At 64.0% G+C, this 19,760-nt stretch carries 8 protein-coding genes; 3 read left to right on the forward strand and 5 right to left on the reverse strand.

The features are described 5' to 3' along the window. The 3 genes from HU770_RS22515 to HU770_RS22525 form a co-directional block, all read right to left on the reverse strand. Positions 1-1,024 (reverse strand): lipocalin-like domain-containing protein (locus HU770_RS22515; protein WP_186665569.1); only part of this gene is annotated, 1,024 nt, incomplete at its 3' end. Next, on the reverse strand, positions 1,014-3,476 hold the full coding sequence (locus HU770_RS22520) for an ABC transporter permease (protein ID WP_186665571.1): 2,463 nt from the start codon (positions 3,474-3,476) through the stop codon (positions 1,014-1,016). The genes HU770_RS22520 and HU770_RS22515, both read right to left, overlap by 11 nt. Further along, positions 3,473-4,141, reverse strand: a complete 669-nt coding sequence (locus tag HU770_RS22525) for an ABC transporter ATP-binding protein (RefSeq protein ID WP_186665573.1) — start codon at positions 4,139-4,141, stop codon at positions 3,473-3,475. Before HU770_RS22525 ends, HU770_RS22520 begins: the two co-directional genes overlap by 4 nt. A gap of 245 nt (positions 4,142-4,386) precedes the next feature. Here HU770_RS22525 and HU770_RS22530 point away from each other — a divergent pair, with 245 nt between their 5' ends. Next, entirely contained in the window at positions 4,387-5,454 is a 1,068-nt protein-coding gene (locus HU770_RS22530; RefSeq protein WP_186665575.1) for an aromatic ring-hydroxylating dioxygenase subunit alpha, read from the forward strand. 12 nt (positions 5,455-5,466) lie between these two features. Then, complete coding sequence (locus HU770_RS22535; RefSeq protein WP_186665577.1) at positions 5,467-6,417, forward strand: PDR/VanB family oxidoreductase; 951 nt, start codon at positions 5,467-5,469, stop codon at positions 6,415-6,417. Between the two features lie 6 nt (positions 6,418-6,423). Here HU770_RS22535 and HU770_RS22540 read toward each other — a convergent pair whose 3' ends face one another. Then, complete coding sequence (locus HU770_RS22540; protein ID WP_186661318.1) at positions 6,424-7,137, reverse strand: GntR family transcriptional regulator; 714 nt, start codon at positions 7,135-7,137, stop codon at positions 6,424-6,426. A gap of 187 nt (positions 7,138-7,324) precedes the next feature. Between HU770_RS22540 and HU770_RS22545 the strand changes: the two genes are divergently transcribed. After that, positions 7,325-7,621: a chorismate mutase gene (locus HU770_RS22545; protein WP_186661321.1), complete on the forward strand. Its 297-nt coding sequence runs from the start codon at positions 7,325-7,327 to the stop codon at positions 7,619-7,621. Between the two features lie 148 nt (positions 7,622-7,769). On the opposite strand, the gene HU770_RS22550 is transcribed toward HU770_RS22545, so the two are convergent. Next, positions 7,770-19,415 carry a peroxidase family protein gene (locus HU770_RS22550; protein WP_186665579.1) on the reverse strand — a complete coding sequence of 3,882 codons (11,646 nt, stop codon included), beginning with the start codon at positions 19,413-19,415 and terminating at the stop codon, positions 7,770-7,772. Positions 19,416-19,760 lie beyond the last annotated feature (345 nt).

Genomic DNA, 19,760 nt, shown 5'->3' on the forward strand with positions numbered 1-19,760 from the left:
CCCCCACACGCCCCTGCAAGCGCACCGGCCCTTCCCAATATGCAAACCGTGTCCGCATCCAGGCACGCGGTTCCACGGCATCAGCCCGCACATCAACCCCATACTCCACCACCCGCACCCGCCAACGCGTCGGTACCGCCCTACCGTCTTCCTGCCGATTCCAGGCCAACGCCTCCAACTGAATCTGATCCCCCCGCAGCGCCACCACCTCCCCCTGCGGGCTGACCCACGTCCCCGCCCGGTACGGCAAACCCCCGGTGTCGCGCACCTGGAACAGCATCAGCTTCGCACCACTGTCCAGGTGCAGTGAAAACCAGTCCCACCCCGTCTGCCCGGCAGCCAGCGGCTGGCTGCTCCATTCCCGGTCAAGCCAGGCCTGGCCGGTCACCGCAATGCACTGGCCATCACGCTCTACCTCACCACTGACCCGATAAAACGGCTGACTGTAGTAATACGAAGCTTGCCCCTTGCCCGACTTTTCGCTGTAGCCCTGGCTGCCATGCAACACCAGCGGCCTGTCACTGCGCAGGCTCAGGTCGTAGCGAAAGCCTTCACCAGCTGCCTTCATCTGCAACCCCGCGATACCCTCGTGCCCCTGCAATGACCAGTCATTGATCCAAGCCCGGAACGGCTCTGCCACCACGCCCGCCTGGCCGACACCGCCGCGCGCCAAGGTCTCGCCAGAACGATGCCCACCTGGCCCGGTCAGGGCCGCGTGCCCCATCCACAGGTTTGGGCTGTTCCAGTCGCGGGTCTCGGCCCCTGGGCGCAGCGCCGAACGGAACAGCGTCCACTGCGCCCCCCAGTCACGGCCCTGGCTATCCTTGAGGTTCGCGGTGACGTACCACCACTCGATGCGAAAACCATCGTGGGCCCCGTGATCACGCGGGAACACCAAGGCGTGATCACGCGTCACCTGGCTGAACCCGCTAACCTGCTGCCCCAGCCCGGCAAAGCTCTCGGGCGCAGGCTCATCACACCCGCACAGCAGCAGGCACAACAGCACAGCCGCGCTACGTTTCATCGGCAAACTGCCTCAACAAATCGCTTGGCTGGCGCCGCGCCAGTTGCCACAACGGCCAGGCGCTGGCCAGCAGGCTGGTCAGGATGCCCAGCACGGCCAGTTGCATCAATTGCGCAGGGAAGACATACAACGGCAATCGCCAGCCGAACGCCTGCACGTTCACCACCGCCACCAGGCACCACGCCAGCAAAACCCCTACCGGGATCGCCAGCAGCACGGTGAGGCAGCTCAGCATCAGCGTCTGGCCCAAGCTCAGCCAGACCAATTGCCTGCGGCCCACCCCCAGTGCCCAAAGCGGCGCCAGCTGGCCCAAGCGGCTCTGGCCCAGGGTCAGCAGGTTGATGAACATGGCCACGCCAGCAACACCCAGCGTGAGGCTGTTGAGAGCAGCAGTGGCGGCGAAGGTGCGGTTGAACACGTCAGTCGACCAACCCTTCAAGCGCGACTGCTCGACCACGCGGCTGTCGTCCAGGGCAAAACGCTGCTGCAGCGCGGCCTTGAGGGCCGGCACGTTCGCGGGGGCGCTATCCAGACTCAGGCCGGTCAGCGTTGCCTGCGGCCAATGCTTGCGCAGCCAGTCGGCATTGACCAGCACATGCCCCTTGGGGTTGCCGTAATCGGCATACACCCCCACCACCGTCATGGGCGGCGCGCCATCGGTTGCCAGTGCCAGGGTATCGCCCACGCCCAGGCCGAGGCGGCGGGCCAACTGCTCACTGAGCATTACTCCCTTGCCCTGCGCCAATTGCTGCCAGGCCTGCGCGTGCTGCTCCAGCAAGGGCCAGCGGCTGCGGTAGGCGGGGTGGTCGACAACCCCCTGCACCTGCACCGGCCAACCCTGCAGGCGGGTTTCCACACGCCAGCCTGGCAGTACCACCTTGGCCGCAGGTTGCTGCTGGAGCCATTGGTACACCTGCTCACCTTGCGCAGTATCCCGGGGCGTCACGTAGAGGTCGGCGGCCAAGCGCAGGTCAAGCCAGCCAACAAAGGTCTTGCGAAAGCCCTCGGTCATGCTGCCCACGCCAACACTGGCGGCCAGCGCAAGCAGCAAGGCCATCAACGCCAGGCTCAACGCAGGCAACTGTTGGCGGCTATCGGCGATGAACCACTGCGACAGGGGCCGACAGCGTCCGCGCGCGGCCCAGGCCAATACACCGTCGAGCAAGGCTGGCAACACCAGTGCCGAAGCCAGCAGCAGTGCCGCCACCGTGACAAATGCACTGACCAGGCCCTGGCCCAGTTGCCAACCGCCCAGCATCACCAGCAGCAAAAATACCGCCAGCCAGCGCTGGCGCCTCAACCAACGGCCTTGTGCCAGCCGCCAGGCCTGGGGTTGCGCAATCGCCAGCAAAGGCAGGCGGGCGGCCTGCAGCACACTGCCGACCCCGGCCAGCAGCGCCCCCAGCACACTCACCAGCACCCCCGCCAACCACCACCACGCCGGCAGGTGCAACGCTGCGCCAACTTGAGCGCCATACAGGCCACGCAAGCTGGCTGCGAAGTCCGGCAGCAGCAGCGCCGCCAGCCCATAGCCGCTGGCCACCCCGGCCAGACCGCCCAACACGGCGAACAGCCCCAGCTCCAAGGCCAACCCAAACAACAGGCTGTGCAAGCTGACGCCACAGGCACGCAGGCTTCTGATCAGCTTGCGGCGTTGCTCCAGTGCCAGGCCAATGGCGGCATGCGCGATAAACAGCCCGACCACGAACGCCAACAGGCCGAGGGCCGTCAGGTTCAGGTGAAAGCTTTCGGTCAGCCGCTGCAAGCCACCGTCGTCACTGGGGGGTTGCATTTCGAGCTGCGCGGCAATATCTGCAGGCAGTGGCTCGACAGGCCCCGTCAGCAACAGCCGCGACAGCCGCCCAGGCGCCTGCAGCAAGGCTTGGGCATGGCCGATGTCGACCACGATCACGCCTGGCGCCAGCTCCGGTTTGAGCACAAAAGGCGGCAGCACCTGCCCCTCACTGTTCACGGCCTGGTCGGTAACGACCTTGCCCAACTGGCGCAACGTATCCTGCCCTACCCAGGCTTGCCCGGGCGTACCAATAAAGGCCTGCAGATCGAAGTCTGCCGCCCGCACACCGGCAACGGCGGTGGTCGATGGCAGGCTCAGCGGCTCGATGCCCAGCAGCCGAACACTCACCGGCTGCTCCCCGGCAAACCGCAACCGCCCTTCCAGCACCGGGGCAACCGGCCAGCCCAACTGGCGCAATTGCAGGTACAGCGCCTGATCGAACCGCTCCCCCTCACGCGGCACCAACTGCGCTTGCAGCGGCCCCGCCAACACCGCACTGGCGCGCGCATAGTCGCTGCGCGCCTGGGTGTTGAGCGCCTGGACACCGGTCCATAGCGCAGTGGCCAGCCACAAGCCGGTAAAAATGCTGAAGCACTGCACGCGATGACGCTGCCAATGGCTCAACAGCGCCCGCAAGGTGAGCATCAGCGGGTTCATGGGCCGTGCTCGTCGCGCACACGGCCAGCTTGCAAGTAGCAGCAATGCGCCAACCGCGCTGCCAGGCGCTGGCTGTGGGTCACCATCAAGACACTGCTGCCGGCCTCGGCCACCAGTTGCAGGAACAGGCCCAGCACCTCGTCGCTGCTGGCTTCGTCCAGGCTGCCGGTGGGCTCGTCGGCCAACACCCATGCGGGGCGAGCCGCCAGGGCGCGGCCGATGGCAACCCGCTGCTGCTGGCCGCCGGACAACTGCTCGGGGTAACGCGTCAACAGCTCGGCCAGGCCCAGACGCGCAGCCAGGTACGCCAGCCAAGGCCGATCATGCCGGCCGGCAAGCCGTGCTTGAAAAGCAAGGTTCGCCCCCACATCCAGGCTGCTGATCAGGTTGTACTGCTGAAACACCAGGCCGATACCTTCGCGTCGCCAGCGCGCCAGGGACGATTCCGAGCGACTATCGAGCGGTTCACCGTCAATCAGGATGCGCCCACTGTCGGCACGGTCCAGCCCGGCAATCAGGTGCAACAACGTACTCTTGCCACTGCCGGACTCGCCCATCAGCGCCAGGCTGCTGCCGCGCGCCAGGCACAGGTCGATGCCCTGCAGCACCGGCAGCGGGCCTTGGGGCGTGATGAACGACTTGTGCAGTTGCTCGACCACCAGCATCGGGAGTGTTCCTCATGGCGCCACCTCGCAAGCGGTGGCTGAGTGCCCCCTTAGGAATAGCACAGCCAGGCACTACAACCGCCAGGCAACGATTTAATGGATCCATAAAAAACAAGCCAAGACCATCAGGGTTCGATAATCGCCCATAAATCGGCGAATTACAGGCTTATTAATTTGACCAAACCACCAAGCGCCCTATTTAATGGATCCATTAAATAAAAATAATCGCTACTCCGGAGAGCCTCATGTACCCGAGAAACACTTGGTATGTCGCCTGCACCCCTGACGAAATCGCCGACAAGCCGTTGGGCCGGCAAATCTGCGGGGAAAAGATCGTGTTCTACAGAGGCCACGAGAACCGGGTGGCGGCGGTGGAAGATTTTTGCCCGCACCGCGGCGCGCCACTGTCGTTGGGCTATGTCGAAAACGGTAACCTGGTGTGTGGCTACCACGGCCTGGTAATGGGCTGCGACGGCAAGACTGTCGAGATGCCAGGCCAACGGGTCAGGGGCTTCCCCTGCAACAAGACTTTCGCCGTGGTCGAGCGCTATGGCTTCATCTGGGTCTGGCCGGGCGACCAGGCACAGGCGGACCCAAGCCTGATCCCCCATCTGGAATGGGCGGTAAACGATGACTGGGCCTATGGCGGCGGGCTGTTCCACATCGGCTGCGACTACCGCCTGATGATCGACAACCTCATGGACCTGACCCATGAAACCTACGTGCACGCCTCCAGCATCGGCCAGAAGGAAATCGATGAAGCACCGCCCGTGACCACCGTCACCGGCGATGAAGTGGTGACTGCACGGCACATGGAAAACATCATGGCACCGCCGTTCTGGCGCATGGCCCTGCGCGGCAACGGCCTGGCCGACGATGTACCGGTGGACCGCTGGCAGATCTGCCGCTTTACCCCGCCCAGCCATGTGCTGATCGAAGTCGGCGTGGCCCACGCGGGCAAAGGTGGCTATCACGCCGACGCGCAGCACAAGGCATCCAGCATCGTGGTCGACTTCATCACCCCCGAAACCGACACCTCGATCTGGTACTTCTGGGGCATGGCCCGCAACTTCGCTGCGCAGGACCAAGCGCTGACCGCAAACATCCGCGAGGGCCAGGGCAAGATCTTCAGTGAAGACCTGGAAATGCTCGAACGCCAGCAGCAGAACCTGCTCGCCTACCCCCAGCGCAACCTGCTCAAGCTCAACATCGATGCCGGTGGCGTGCAGTCGCGCAAGATCCTCGAGCGCCTGATCGCCAACGAGCGCAGGCCCCAAGCCGAACTGATCGCGACCAGCGCAAGCCCAGCCTGACGAGGAACGGACATGATCGATGCCGTAGTGGTTTCCCGAAACGACGAAGCACAAGACATCTGCAGCTTCGAACTGGCCGCCGTCGATGGCAGCCTGCTGCCGCCCTTCAGCGCCGGGGCACACATTGATGTGCACCTGCCCGAAGGGCAAGTTCGCCAGTACTCGCTGTGCAACCACCCCGAAGAACGCCACCGCTACCTGATCGGCGTGCTCAAAGACCCCGCCTCACGCGGCGGTTCGCGCAGCTTGCACGAGCAGATCCACAACGGCGCCCGCCTGCGTATCAGCGCACCGCGCAACCTGTTCCCACTGGCCCAGGGCGCCCGCCGCAGCCTGTTGTTCGCAGGCGGTATCGGCATCACCCCGATCCTGTGCATGGCTGAGCAGCTGGCCGCCAGCGGCGCGGATTTCGAACTGCATTACTGCGCCCGCTCCAGCGATCGCGCAGCCTTCGTCGAGCGTATGCGCGGCGCCGCCTTTGCCGATCGCCTGTTCGTGCATTTCGACGAACAACCCGAGACCGCGCTGGACATCGCCCAGGTGTTGGCCAACCCGCAAGCCGATGTGCACCTGTATGTGTGCGGCCCGGGCGGGTTCATGCAGCACGTGCTGGAAAGCGCCAAGGCGCAGGGCTGGCAGGAGGCGTGCCTGCACCGCGAGTACTTTGCCGCCGCGCCGGTCGATACCCAGGGCGATGGCAGCTTCTCGGTCCAGCTGCACAGCACCGGCCAGGTGTTCGAGGTGCCCGCCGACCAGAGCGTGGTGCACGTGCTTGAACAGCACGGCATCGCGATCGCCATGTCGTGCGAGCAAGGCATCTGTGGCACCTGCCTGACACGCGTCCTGTCCGGCACGCCCGAGCATCGCGACCTGTTCCTCACGGAGCAGGAGCAGGCCCTGAACGATCAGTTCACGCCCTGCTGCTCGCGGTCGAAAACCCCGCTGCTGGTGCTTGACCTCTGAGGGGCCTCACGTCGAGGGCAGGATGACCTTCATGCGCGCGTCTGCCGTTGCCGCGCCGAAGGTCTCGGCATAACGCAAAGTGGCATTGGCGTGCTCGCGCATGATGGCTTCGGCGCGGGCACCCTGCCTGCTGACCAGGGCATCGAACACCGAATGGTGCTGCATGTGCGCGTAGTTGAAGCGCCGGTATTCACGCGCCAGGTCATGGCGGTCCACTGCCAGGGCGGTGACCGAGGCGAACGGCAGGTGGTCATTGCGCGCCAGGGCATCGGCGATCGCCGGGTTGTGGCTGGCTTCGACAATCACCTGGTGGAAGCGCATGTTGAGGTCATGATAGGCCTGCAGGTCCTCTTCGGTGACGAAGCCTTTGCCGAACAGCTGGTCGCCTTCGACCAGGCAGCGCTGCAGCGCCTCTTGTGCTTCGGGCGACAGGCCACGCTCTGCCGCCTGGCGGGCGGCCAGGCCTTCGAGCACACCGCGAACCTCGACTGCGCCGGCGATGTCGTCTGCGCTGACCGAACGCACCTGAAACCCACGCCCGCCAAAGCGCACCAGCAAGCCTTCCTGCTCAAGGGTGCGGAATGCCATGCGCACCGGCATGCGCGAAACACCGAAGCGTTCGGCGGTGGGGATTTCCATCAGACGCTCGCCGGCGGCCAGCTCGCCGGAGGCGATCATCTTGCGTAGCGTAACCAGCACCAATTGACCGGGCTTGCTCATCCAGGCAGTTTCCAGAGACGTGGGCGGCCATCTTAGCGCACTGGGAAAGCTAGTGGATCGCCTGGCGTGTGGCTGAGGGCGCAGAGGTGCTCGCCTTGATGCAGTTGGGGAGTTGAAATCGAGCGCTGCCCGCGCGACGCAGAGTGCCTGTGGTACTGTGCTGCGACACCCTCAAGGAGCCCCCCACATGGACGTACGCTGCACCTCGATCGAGGACGTTCGCTCGCGCATCGATCACATCGACCAGAACCTGGTCGCACTGCTTGCACAACGTGGCCAACTGGTCGCCCAGGCGGCGACTTTCAAGAAGACCCGCGACGATGTGCGCGCACCGGCGCGGGTCGAGCAGGTAATCGCCAAAGTGCGTGCCATTGCCGGCGATACCGGGGCATCGCCCGAGGTGGTGGAACGGGTGTACCGGGCGATGATTGCGGCGTTCATCGATGAAGAGCTGAGACTGCATGCCGCGTTAGATCGGGAGTGAGCTGGGGCCGCTTTGCGGCCCATCGCGACGCAAGGCCGCTCCTACAGGAATATACGATCTCTTGTAGGAGCGGCCTTGCGTCGCGATGGGCTGCGAAGCAGCCCCAATGTCAAGCCTGGAGGGCATCCCTTGCCCTCACCTTTGCGACTCACCCCGCCAGCACGAAGTCCGCTGCCGTCACAGTCGTGGCATCGGCAACCCCTACCAGGCGAATCGAGTCGGCAGCGCCAATGCTGACCAGCGTATCGGCACCGACATCGGCGATGGTGACGTTGCCCGCAAAGGTCGCCGCAGTGATGTTGAACGCGGAGATATCCAGCAAGTCCTGACCTCCCACCAGGTTGGCATCGAAGTTAATGATCAGGTCGGCTCCAGACCCCGCACCGAACTGGAAGGTATCGTTGCCATCGCTGGCGATCATCGTGTCATCACCCGCGCCGCCGTTGACCGTATCATCGCCAATCGCGCCGTTGATGAAGTCACTGCCGCTACCACCTGACAAGATGTCGTTGCCATCATCACCGAACAGCGTGTCGTTGCCCGCCCCACCACTCAGGATGTCATTGCCCAGGCCACCATCGAGGCTGTCGTTGTCGTCCCCGCCGTTCAGGGTATCGTTGCCAACGCCACCGAGCAGTTGGTCGTTACCTGCGCCACCGTTGAGGGTGTCATTACCTGAACCGCCGGTGATGACGTTGTCCAGGCCGTTACCGGTACCCGTGAAGTTGGCGACGCCGAAGTAGGTCAGGTTTTCCAGGTTGCTGCCCAGCGTGTAGCTGGTGATCGTCGTGCGTACGAGGTCCGTGCCGCCGCCTGCCAGTTCTACCAGCACATCCGCGGCGGTATCGACCACATAGCTGTCGTTACCGGCGCCACCCACCAGTTGGTCGATACCTGCACCACCGTTGAGGAAGTCGTTGCCGGCCCCGCCGAGGATGGTGTTGGCAGCGGTATTACCCACGCCCACGAAGTTGCCGGTGCCGGTAAAGCTGAGGTTCTCGAGGTTGGCGCCGAGTGTGTAGCTTGCCAGGCTGGTCTGCACCAGGTCGGTACCCCCTCCAGCTGCCTCGGTAACGATATCACCGGTATTGTCGACCAAGAAGGTGTCGTTACCGAGACCGCCAATCAGGGTGTCTGCACCGAGCCCACCGTTGAGCACATCATTGCCCGAGCCGCTGGTGATGACGTTGTTCAGCGCGTTACCGACCCCCGTGAAGCTGGCTGCACCGAAGTAGGTCAGGTTCTCCAGGTTGCCGCCCAGCGTGTAGCTGGTGATCGTCGTGCGTATGACGTCCGTGCCGCCGCCTGCCAGTTCCACGACCACGTCCCCGGCATTGTCGATCACATAGCTGTCGTTACCGGTGCCGCCCACCAGTTGGTCGATACCCGCCCCCCCATTGAGGAAGTCATTGCCGACGCCGCCGACGATGGTATTGGCCACGCCATTACCCACCCCCACGAAGTTGCCTGTGCCGGTAAAGCCCAGGTTCTCGAGGGTGGCCGCAAGCGTGTAGCTCGCCAGGCTGGTTCGCACCAGGTCGGTACCCCCGCCCAACGCCTCAGTGACGATGTCTGCGGCATTGTCGACGACAAAGGTGTCGTCACCGGCACCGCCAAGCAGGGTATCTGCACCGAGCCCACCGTTAAGTGTGTCGTTGCCAGCGTTGCCGGTAAGGGTGTCATTACCTGAACCACCGGTGATGACGTTGTCCAGGCTATTGCCGGTGCCGACGAAGTTGGCGGCGCCGAAGTAGGTCAGATTCTCCAGGTTGCTGCCCAGCGTGTAGCTGGTGATCGTCGTGCGTACAAGGTCGGTGCCACCGTCTGCCAGTTCCACCAGCACGTCTGCAGCCGTATCGACCACGTAGCTGTCGTTACCGGCACCGCCCACCAACTGGTCGATACCCGCGCCACCGTTGAGGAAGTCGTTACCCGCCCCGCCAATGATGGTGTTGGCCAGGGTATTACCCACACCCACGAATTTGCCGATGCCGGTAAAGCTCAGGTTCTCCAGGTTGGCGCCGAGCGTGTAGCTTGCCAGGCTGGTCTGCACTAAGTCGGTGCCCCCGCCAACTGCCTCGGTGACGATGTCACCGGTGTTGTCGACGACAAAGGTGTCATTACCGGCGCCGCCATTCATGGCATCCGCACCGAGCCCACCGTCGAGAATGTCGTTGCCATCACCGCCGAACAACTGATCGTTGCCGGCCAGGCCGTTGAGCGTGTCGTTGCCCCCCAGCCCAGAGAGCACGTCATTGGCCGAGGTACCGGTCAAGGTGTCGGCACCCAGTGTGCCCAGTAGCTCCACCCCTATCAGTCGCGGCACCACCGCCGTCGCCGCAGAGCTCACCGATTCAAGGGTGCCGAAGCCATCGGTGTAGCGTACGACCACGCGCAGTTGAAGATCGGCCTGCGCCGCGCCCGGGGTGAAGGTAGCAGCCGTCGCACCGACGATGTCGGTAAACGTCGTACCCGTGCCTTGCTGCCACTGGAAGCTGAACGTTCCCAGCCCGTCCACGTCGGCAATACCTGCGGTAAGCGCGCTCAGTACCTGCCCCTGATCCGGCGTAGTGTCACTGATCAGGACCGCACCGGTCGGTGCATCATTGGCGTTGGCCACCGGGTCGAGGATGTCGGAGGCAATGCTTTCTTGCACGCCGAAGTCATCCACGTAGCTGACCACCACCCGCATGTTCTGCCCCACCTGCGCCTGGGTCAGGACGAAGGTGCTGCCGATGGCGCCCGCGATGTTGACCCAACCGACACCGCGGTTCGACTGCCACTGGAAGCTGAACTGCGGATTGCTCAGGCCGTCGGCGTCGACGATGGTCGCCGGGTCGGCCGTCAGTGTCTGGTTCTGCACCAGCAGCCCGGTCACGGCCGGCCCGGCGCTCGGCGCGCTGTTCGGCGCGGAGTCGACGATCTCCAGGGTGCCCTTGGCATCCTGATACACCGCCCGCACCCGAATGCTCAACCCCGCCACATCATCCGTCACCCGATAGGTACTGCCGATCGCCCGCGATGCTTCGCCTGCGGCGACGAAGGTGATGTCCTCATAGACACCCGAGCCCGGCAGTTGCTCGACCTGCCAGTAGTAGGCCACAGGCCCGTTGACCGCACCCGTCGGGTTGGCCGCACTGACGTTGTCGGCATCGTGCACCGCCAGGTCAGAGACACGCAGCAACTGGCCGGCAACCGGTGTGTCCTCACGCCCGCCCGTGGCATCGTCAAGGATCGCCAGGTGGCCCGATGGGTCGGCGTTGACGGCCGTGCCGACGCCAGAGGCAATGGCACGGTCAGAGAACTGCAGCCGCTCGATGCCGGTCAGCCGATCGACACCATCACGCCCCGCCACCAGGTCGGTGACGATGACCGCATTGCCATCGACCACGACGCTGTAGTCGGTCGCAACCCCCGAGAACAAGGCGGTGTCATAGTTGTCGGTACCGCTGACAATCTCCCGGGTGATCACCAGCTGGCCCGGGTTGTAAGTACCGTTGAGCATCAGCGGTACCATCGGCTCCATGCTGTCGAACGTGGCAATTTCCGGGCCGGTGCCATCGCTGTTGGCGCGCACGCTGATGCGCACGTTGAGCCACTTGTCACCGTCGAGGATGTCATCGCCGCCGCGGCCTTCGAGCAGGTCGCTGCCGCTGCCGCCAAGGATGATGTTGCCGCCGTCGTAGAACGTCGCACCGGCAGCCAACAGGTCGGCCAGGCCATTGATCAGGCTGATATTGGTCAGCACGCTGCCGTTGGCACCTGAGGTGGGCAGCGAGGCGGCATCCTCATTGTCACCACGCAGGAAGTCACCGTGCGCCGAACCCGACAGGCCTTCCATGATGTCGAAGCGTACCTGCGCCGAAGCGCCCGAGCCCGGCACCGGCGGCACATCGAAGAAGCGGTCGGTGAAATCGATGCTCACGCCTTGGGCGAGGCCCTTGAAGGTCGCCCAGTCGTAGCCCGAGCCGCCGATATAGCGGTCACCGAAGCCGAGGCTGCCGACCATGATGTCGTCGCCCCCTTCGCCGTTGAACTTGTCGTTCTCGTTGCCGCCGACGAACACATCATTGCCGATCACCGGGTCGTTGCCGAGCGGGTCGAAGTTGTCGCCAGGCGCACCGTCCGAGGTGCCCTTCTCGATCCAGTCGTCGCCTTCGTTGCCCATGTCCTGTTCGTTGGCCTTGCTGCCCAGGATGAAGTCGTTGCCCTGGCCGCCAATGGCTTCGGAGGCGTCTTCACCAGTGACGATGAAGTCGTTGCCAAAACCACCGATGATCAGGTTGACGCCATTACCGCCGTGCAGCACGTCGTTGCCGTCGCCGCCCTGGATATTGTCGTCGCCGCCCACGTCGCTGATGATGTCGTCGCCGGCACCGCCGCGCAGCTGGTCGTTGCCGTTGCCGCCTTCGATGCGATCATTGCCGGCATCGCCCCAGACCGTGTCGTCGCCACCGCCAGAGACGAGTATGTCATCGCCGTTGCTGCCGCCCAGCACGATGTGCTCTTCACCGGCGTAGCGGATGTAGTTGGTGTCGGGCCCGGCAGTCAGCGGGTTGTCGCGGAACACCACCTGCTGGCCGTTATCGCCCAGCGGGTCGGCATTGCCCAGGCCATCGTTGTACTGCTTGCTGCGGTCCACTTCGAGGTAGAACGCCGGGTCCGAGAACACCAGGCCTGGCAAGTGGGTGGCCGACGTGTTGGCCATGATCAGCTTGGCGAACGAGTTGCTTTCCAGCTCGGCATTCATCGACAGGCCAGAGGTGCGCTCCAGGTAGTAGAAGCGGTCGCCGTCCTGGAGTTTTTCCATCTGGTTCTCGAACACGAAGTTGAAGGTCGAGCCGAGCATGCCACCGAAGGGTGCTTTCGCTTCGGCCAGGCCACCGATCCACAGGTCGATGGCATCGACCCCGGTCACTGTCACTGCCCTCAGGTCATCGGCGGTGCCCAGCACACCATCCTTGCCGGGCTGTGTCACGTTGGCCCAGGCTCCGGTGCCATTGAGGAAGTCCAGGCGGTCCGCCGGCGAACCGTCGCCACCGAACACCAGCGCCATGGCCGCCGCGCGCTTGTCCACCAGAGTGGTAGCACCGGTGATGGTGCTGTGTGTGCCGTAGGCGGCAATGAAGTTGATCAACGACTCCGCATGCTTGAGGTGTTGCACCAAATCGACCCAACTGGTGTACGGCTTGAGTTGGGTATCGCCGGTTTGCTCGTAGATATCGCGGCGCACGGCGTTGAGCGAAGGAATACCCACATCGCGGCCACGGGCGATGTTGATCGCCGGCAGGTCGAGCGGCAGGCCCAGCAGGTTATTGCGCAGCGCCTCGGTGACGAACTCGTCGATTTCGTTACCCGCCTGGCGCGTCACCCCGCGCACGATGGCGCTGGTCGCGTCCTCTGGTGTGACCCCACTGGCGGCGTACGCCAGCGGGTTGAGGAACGCGGCGATCAGGCCGAGTTGCTGCTCGGGGTTGGCGCTGGCCGGGTCCTTGACCACGTTGAAGTCGATGTCGAAGCGGTCGACGGTCTCGGTCAGCATCGAGTGGCCGAAGCGGTACACGGTGTGCGCGAACTCGGCGACGATCGAGGCGTCGAGGTCGACGTCATACACCTGGGTCGGGGCGAAGAACAGGTCGACGCGCGGCTGGATGGTGCGTGCGAACTCCTCGAACACCAGGTGCTGATACTGCATCTCGGTGCCGAACTTGGCCGCCTGGAACAACCGCTCGCCATTCCACACCAGCGCATCGATCTCGGCCTGGCTGGCAGGCAGTGCGGTGACCGGGTTGAGCAGCCACTCGTTGAGGAAGGCCACGTCGCCGGCATCGAGCACGGTGTCCATGGTTTGCGCCACCAGCCGGTTGTGCTCGGCGTGGAAGATCGCGTGCACGGCGGTCAGGCCGATGTTTTCGTTGACCCGGCCATCGCCCGCGATGTAATGCGCATCCAGCAGCTCGTTGTCGTACGCCAGGTTGGCGCCTGTCTGCGGGTTGACCGGCACGGCGTTGCCCACCAGGGCATCGCCATCGGGCGCCAGCACGCCGGCATTGAACACCGGTACGGCATTGTGGGCGATGTCGGCGAGGAACTCGTGGCCCGTGCGCACGGCATTGGTCAAGTCGATCGGCGCCAGCGGGTTGCCTTCGACCAGCACGTCATCCGCCGTGCCGCCCAGCCCATCGGCGCCCTTCATCACCACCATCGGGTAGCCATTGGGCCCTTTGACGAAGTTGCCATAGGCATCAGTGGCCAACAGCGGAACATTCCCGACGTCGGCATCGGTGAGGTGAATGCCGAGCAGGTCGTTAGCCTGCGCCTTGACCACCTTCCAGGTCGCCATGCCGCCAATTTCGCTGTCGTCCGCACTGCCGAACTTGCCATCGGTACCGAGGTCACGGTTGGTGATCAGCCGGCCAGTGGCGACGGGGCCCTCGTCGGTCATCTGGTAGCCGCGCAGGAATACCTGATGCGAGGGATGCGAGCTGTAGGTCTGGTTCTGGTCAACGAACGGCGTGGTGGTGTTGGTGTGCTCGCGGATATCGTCGGCGGTGCCGAGAAGACCATCTGGCCCTGGCTGGTTGGTGGCGCGGGTCAGCACCATGAAATTGGTGTTGCCACCAGGCACGTAGAGCGGGTCATCCGGTTGCAATGGAATAAACACCGTGCCTGATCCCCCCTTGGTTAGCAGGTCCAGACCGTGGTCGAAGAACTGCCCGAAGAACGTCATCCAGGCATTGAACGGTGCAGACAGCCCAGCATCCGCCGTGGTGTTTTCGAACAGGTAGACATCGCGATCGTCAGTGGTACCGAACTGGCCATCCATGCCAGGGCTGGCGACCACCCGTACGCCATCCTTGAGCACGTCGTCGTTACCCGGCGTGCCGAAGTTGAGCACACCGTCCGCGCCTGGGTCGTAGGCCGTGGCATAAGCTGCCGGGTTGTTCGAGGTCTGGTCGACGATCAGGTTGCTGATGGTACGCGGCTGCGAGTCGAATACCGCTCCGCTGGTCTGCTGATAGGAAGACCCGGGAATGGCCGGCGAGCCGGGGCCGAAGAAGCCGGCCGGCGCACCTTCGGCCGGGTTGAACACCGGGTCTGTCAGCCGTGGGAAGACGTTGTCGGCAGCACCGAACTGGGTGTTGTTGATACCGTTGAGGTTCATCAGGTTGTTGTTCGAGCCGTCGACCGTCCGCAGACCCATGGCCGCCCGGATGTTAGGTATCAGCGAAAGGATATCCTGCCCGGCAGCATCGGCCTCGGCAATCTTGATCTGGGCCAGGATGAAGTTCAGGTCGGAGCGGACCATGTGCAGGCCCTCTCCCCCTTCGCTGGCATCGACCACCGGCGTTGGTGCAGTTGGTACCACGGGCGCGCCCGCTTCGACCACGGCAGTGGGCTGCGAGAACAGCACTTCGGTGGTGCCGTGGGCATCCTGGTAGATCGCCTTGACCCGCAGCGACAACCCGGCCAGGTCCGGCGAGACCTTGAACGCGGTGCCATCGGCGCTCTGGAACGCCAGGTCGCCGGCCGGCAACAGGATGATGTCTTCGAACACACCGCTGCCCGGCTCGGCCTCGAACTGCCAGTAGTAGGACACCGACGTATTGTCGAGCAGCCCTTGTGGGTTGGTCGGCGAAATGTTGTCGCCATCCAGCACCCCGGCCATACTCACGGTCAGCATGTCGCCGACGGTAATCGCGCCAGCGTTGCTGTCAGTGATGCTCGGGCTGCCGGTCGGCTGGGCGTTCACGCCCGCCACCAGCACGCGCTGGCCGTCGGAGAATTGCAGGCGCTCAATATGCAGCAGAGTGTCGGTGCCGTCATTGCCGACGGTATCGGTTACCGTCCACACATCGTCCGCCACATCGGCCGTGCCGCGGGTGTTCTGGGTGACCACGTAGTCGGCCTGAAGCCCGGAAAACACCGCGGTATCGAAGGCTGCACCACCGGTCGAACTGCCTGGCAGGATTTCCCGCACGGCCTTGAGCTGGCCGGGGTTGTAGGTGCGGTCGAGCATGAACGGGATCATGTCGACCATGCTGTCGAAGCTGGCGATTTCCGGCCCGGTATGGTTGACGTCGTCGGCGGCGTACACCGCAATCCGCACGTTGATCCACTTGTCACCGTCGATCAGGTCATCGCCTCCACGGCCCTCGATCAGGTCGCTGCCGTTGCCGCCCAGGATGATGTTGCCGGTGGCAAAGCCGGTGGTGGGTAAACCTGCATCGGCAAGGAACTGCTCCAGCCCGTGGATCAACGCCACGTTGGTCAGCGCACTGCCTGTGGTGCCGCCGTGATTGAGGATGGTGACCGCATCGACGTCGTCACCCCTGAGTACATCGCCGAACCTGGAACCGGACAACCCTTCGACTTCGGCAAAGCGGTCGAGAATCGAGGCCGGTGAAGCACCGACCGGGCTGAACACGCCATTGTTCTGGTTTGGCGCATTACCATGCGGCTGCGCCAATGCGGCCAGGCTCAGATCGACAGTCACACCGACCTTGTCATTCTTGTGGGTCACCCAGTCGAAGCCAGACATGCCTTCCATCTTGTCCTGGGCATCGCTGCCGACAAAGATGTCATCGCCACCTTCACCGATCATTTCGTCGAAGCCAGGGCCACCGACGAAGATGTCGTTGCCGATCACTTCGTCACCCAGCAGGGGCGCCAAGTTGTCGCCGGGCGCACCGTCCTGGGTACCCATCTCGATCCAATCATCACCCTCGTTGCCGGTCGGTGGCAGGTTGGTCTTGGCGCCTAGGATGAAGTCGTCGCCCTGGCCGCCGAAGGTGGTGCTGATGTCTTCAGTGGTGATGATGAAGTCCTGGCCATCGCCACCCAGTATCAGGTTGCCGGCTGCCCCCATGCTGCCGGCGACGATCACGTCGTTACCGGCGTTGCCTTCCAGGCGATTGTCGCCAAACGCATCGGTGATGATGTCATCGCCCGCGCCGCCCAGCACCGCATCGTTGCCCGCGCCGCCTTCGAGGCGGTCATTGCCGCCGTCGCCGTAGAGCGTGTCATCACCTTCGCTGGAAATGATGATGTCATTGCCAGCAGTCCCCCCCAGCACCACATGATCCAGGCCGGTGTAGTGCAGGTAGTTGCTGTCGGCACCCACGGTATCGGGGTTGTCGCGGATCACCAGGGGCACGATTTCCTCGCCGTAGATCATGATGCCGCCAGTCGGGTCGGCCTTGCCGTCGGCACCCAGCCCGGTGAACTGGTTGGCCTGGTTCACTTCGAGGGTGAAGGTGGGCGTCAGGAACACGGTGTTGGACAGGTGGGTGACATCGGAGTTGAGCATGATCAGCTTGGCGAAGGAGTTGTTTTCAAGCTCCGTGCCGAAGTTGGTGCCCGCCATGCGCGACAGGTAGTAGAACCGGTCGCCGTTCTGCAGCGCCTCCATCTGGGTTTCGAAGATGAAGTTGAAGCTCGACCCGAGCATGCCACCGAACGGCATCTTCTGCTCGGCCAGGCCACCGACCCAGAAGTCGATGGCGTCAACGCCGGTAACAGTCACCCCAGTCACGTCGTCTGCAGTGCCCAGCACCCCGTCCTTGCCGGCCAGGGTCACGTTGGCCCAGGCACCGGTGCCGTTGAGGAAGTCGAGGCGGTCGGCCGGCGCACCCTCGCCCCCGAACACCAGGGCCATGGCGGCGGCGCGTTTGTCTTCCATTGTGGTCGCCCCGGTGATCGAGGCATGGGTACCGTAGGCGGCGATGAAGTTGACCAGCGATGCGGGGTGCTTGAGGTGGTCGGCAAAGTCGACCCAGCTGATGTAGGCCTTGAGCTGGCTGTCGCCGGTCGCGGCCCAGAACTCACGGCGGGCCTCGTTCAGGGTGGGGATGCCGGTATCGCGCCCGCGTGCCAGGTTCAGCGCCGGCAGGTCGAGCGGCAGGCCCAGCAGGTTGTTGCGCAGCGCTTCGGTGACGAACTCGTCGATCTCGTTGCCGACTTGGCGCGTCACGCCACGAATGATCGCCCCTGCCGCTTCATCCGCAGTCGCCCCGCTGCCGGCGAACGCCAATGGGTTGAGGAAGGCGGCGATCAGGCCAAGCTGCTGATCGGGGTTGTTGGGGTCGGTGAGGATCGGGTTGAACTCAGGGTCCAGGCGGTCGACGGTTTCGGTCAGCATCGAGTGGCCGAAGCGGTACACCACGTGGGCGAACTCGGCGAGGATGGCCGGGTTGATCGAGGTGTCATAGCCGTTGGGCGCCAGAAATTCGTCGATCTGCGGCTGAATGGTGCGTGCGAACTCCTCGAACACCAGGTGTTGGTACTGCATCTCGGTACCGACCTTGGCAGCCTGGAACAGGCGTTCGCCATCCCACACCAAGGCCGCGATAGCGCCGGGTGTGGTCGGTATCGCGGCAACGTCATCCACCAGCCACTCGTTGAGGAAGGCCAGGTCGCCTGCGGCAAGGATGGTGTCCTTGGACTGCTGGACCAGGCGGTTGTGCTCGGCGTGGAACACGTGGTGCACGGCGGTCAGGCCAATGTTCTCGTTCACCCGGCCGTCGCCGGCGATGTAGTGGGCGTCGAGCAGTTCGTTGTCATAGGTCAGGTTGTTGCCACCTGCGCCCACCGGCTGCGCATTGCCCACGTCGCTGTCGGCGTCGGCCTGCAGCACGCCGCCGACCACCACCGGCGCAGCGTTGTGGGCGATGTCGTCGAGGAAGGCATGCCCGGTGCTCACGGCGTTGGCCAGGCTGATGGGCGCGGCGCGATTGCCTTCGACCAGCTGGGTCACGTCATCGGCAGTCCCGGCAATACCGTCGGCGCCGTTGCTGATGCGCATCACCACCTGCGGCATGCCGTTGGGCCCCCGCAGGAAGTTGCCATAGGCATCGGTCGCCAGCAGCGGCACGTTATGCACGTCGGCGTCGGTCAGGTTGATACCGAGCACGTCGCGGGCCTGGGCCTTGACTACGGCCCAGGTGGCCATGCCGCCACTCTCGCCATTGCCATCATCGGCCGTGCCGAATGTGCCGTCGGCACCCAGGTCACGGTTGGTGATCAGGCGCCCGGTGGCAATCGGGTCGCCGGCGGCGTTGAGCATGTACTCGCGCAGGAACACCTGGTGCGAGGGGTGCGAGCTGTAGGTCTGGCTCTGGTCGACGAAGGGCGAGGTGGTATTGGGCTGGCTGTCGTCGGCCGTGCCGACCACGCCATCGGCGCCGGCCGTGCGCACGGCACGTGACAGCACCATGAAGTTGGTCGGGCTGTTGGGCACGAACAACGGGTCATCGGGCTGCAGCGGGATGAACACGATGTCGGTGGCGCTTTTGGTCACCAGGTCCAGGCCATGATCGAAGAACTGGCCAAAGAAGGTCATCCAGGCGTTGAAGCCCGCGGTCAGGCCCGCATCTGCCGACTGGTTGGGGATGAAGAACACAGGCTTGTCGTCGGCGGTGCCGAACACGCCATCCAGGCCGGGGCTGATCACCGGCGCGGCGCCACCGTTGGCCTCGACCGCTGCGGGGTTGTTCGCGGTCTGGTCGACGATCAGGTTGCTGATGGTGCGGGGCTGGCTGTCGACCACCGTGCCGGTGCCGGCGTAGGCCGCACGGTAGGCGGGGTCGAGCAGGCGCAGGAAGGCATTGTCGGCGGCACCGAACTCGCTTTGCCCGGTCACCAGGTTGTTGAAGCTGCCGTCCACGGTGCGCAAGCCGAACGGCACCTGGCTGTTGGGCAGCAGATCGATGAGGTTGGCGCCCTTGGCGTGGGCTTCGGCGATGAAGATCTGCTTGAGGATGAACTCCAGGTCCGACTTGCTGAAATTGGCCATTTCAATTGCCCTCGATGTATCGAAGAAACAAGCGGGGCAACAGGGTCCTTCCCGCGCCCAGTCGTTTGACGTGCGCAGTGCGTGGTTCGGTTTTCCGGGGATGTACAGGCGATGACTTCTGGTCAAACGCGATCCCTGTAGGTACGGCCTTGCCGGTAACCATTCAGGGCCCGAATAACCAAGACTAAAGTCGTAGAGTCAAACCTTGTCAATAAGCCGCCGTAAAAATGACTCTCGATGATAATGCGTTGCAACTCGCTGTTTTTACGTGACTTATGAAAAGTTCAATGCATTTATAGAGCAAAATGATATTACAAGACATTTCTCTGCAACCTACGCTGCTGC

The sequence above is a fragment of the Pseudomonas sp. SWRI68 genome (assembly GCF_014269165.1).
Classification (GTDB): domain Bacteria; phylum Pseudomonadota; class Gammaproteobacteria; order Pseudomonadales; family Pseudomonadaceae; genus Aquipseudomonas; species Aquipseudomonas capeferrum.

Bases quoted from the DNA above. Each gene is read 5' to 3' on its own strand.
- HU770_RS22520 (WP_186665571.1), bottom strand. From the start codon at position 3,476: ATGAACCCGCTGATGCTCACCTTGCGGGCGCTGTTGAGCCATTGGCAG.
- HU770_RS22525 (WP_186665573.1), bottom strand. From the start codon at position 4,141: ATGCTGGTGGTCGAGCAACTGCACAAGTCGTTCATCACGCCCCAAGGC.
- HU770_RS22530 (WP_186665575.1), top strand. From the start codon at position 4,387: ATGTACCCGAGAAACACTTGGTATGTCGCCTGCACCCCTGACGAAATC.
- HU770_RS22535 (WP_186665577.1), top strand. From the start codon at position 5,467: ATGATCGATGCCGTAGTGGTTTCCCGAAACGACGAAGCACAAGACATC.
- HU770_RS22540 (WP_186661318.1), bottom strand. From the start codon at position 7,137: ATGAGCAAGCCCGGTCAATTGGTGCTGGTTACGCTACGCAAGATGATC.
- HU770_RS22545 (WP_186661321.1), top strand. From the start codon at position 7,325: ATGGACGTACGCTGCACCTCGATCGAGGACGTTCGCTCGCGCATCGAT.
- HU770_RS22550 (WP_186665579.1), bottom strand. From the start codon at position 19,415: ATGGCCAATTTCAGCAAGTCGGACCTGGAGTTCATCCTCAAGCAGATC.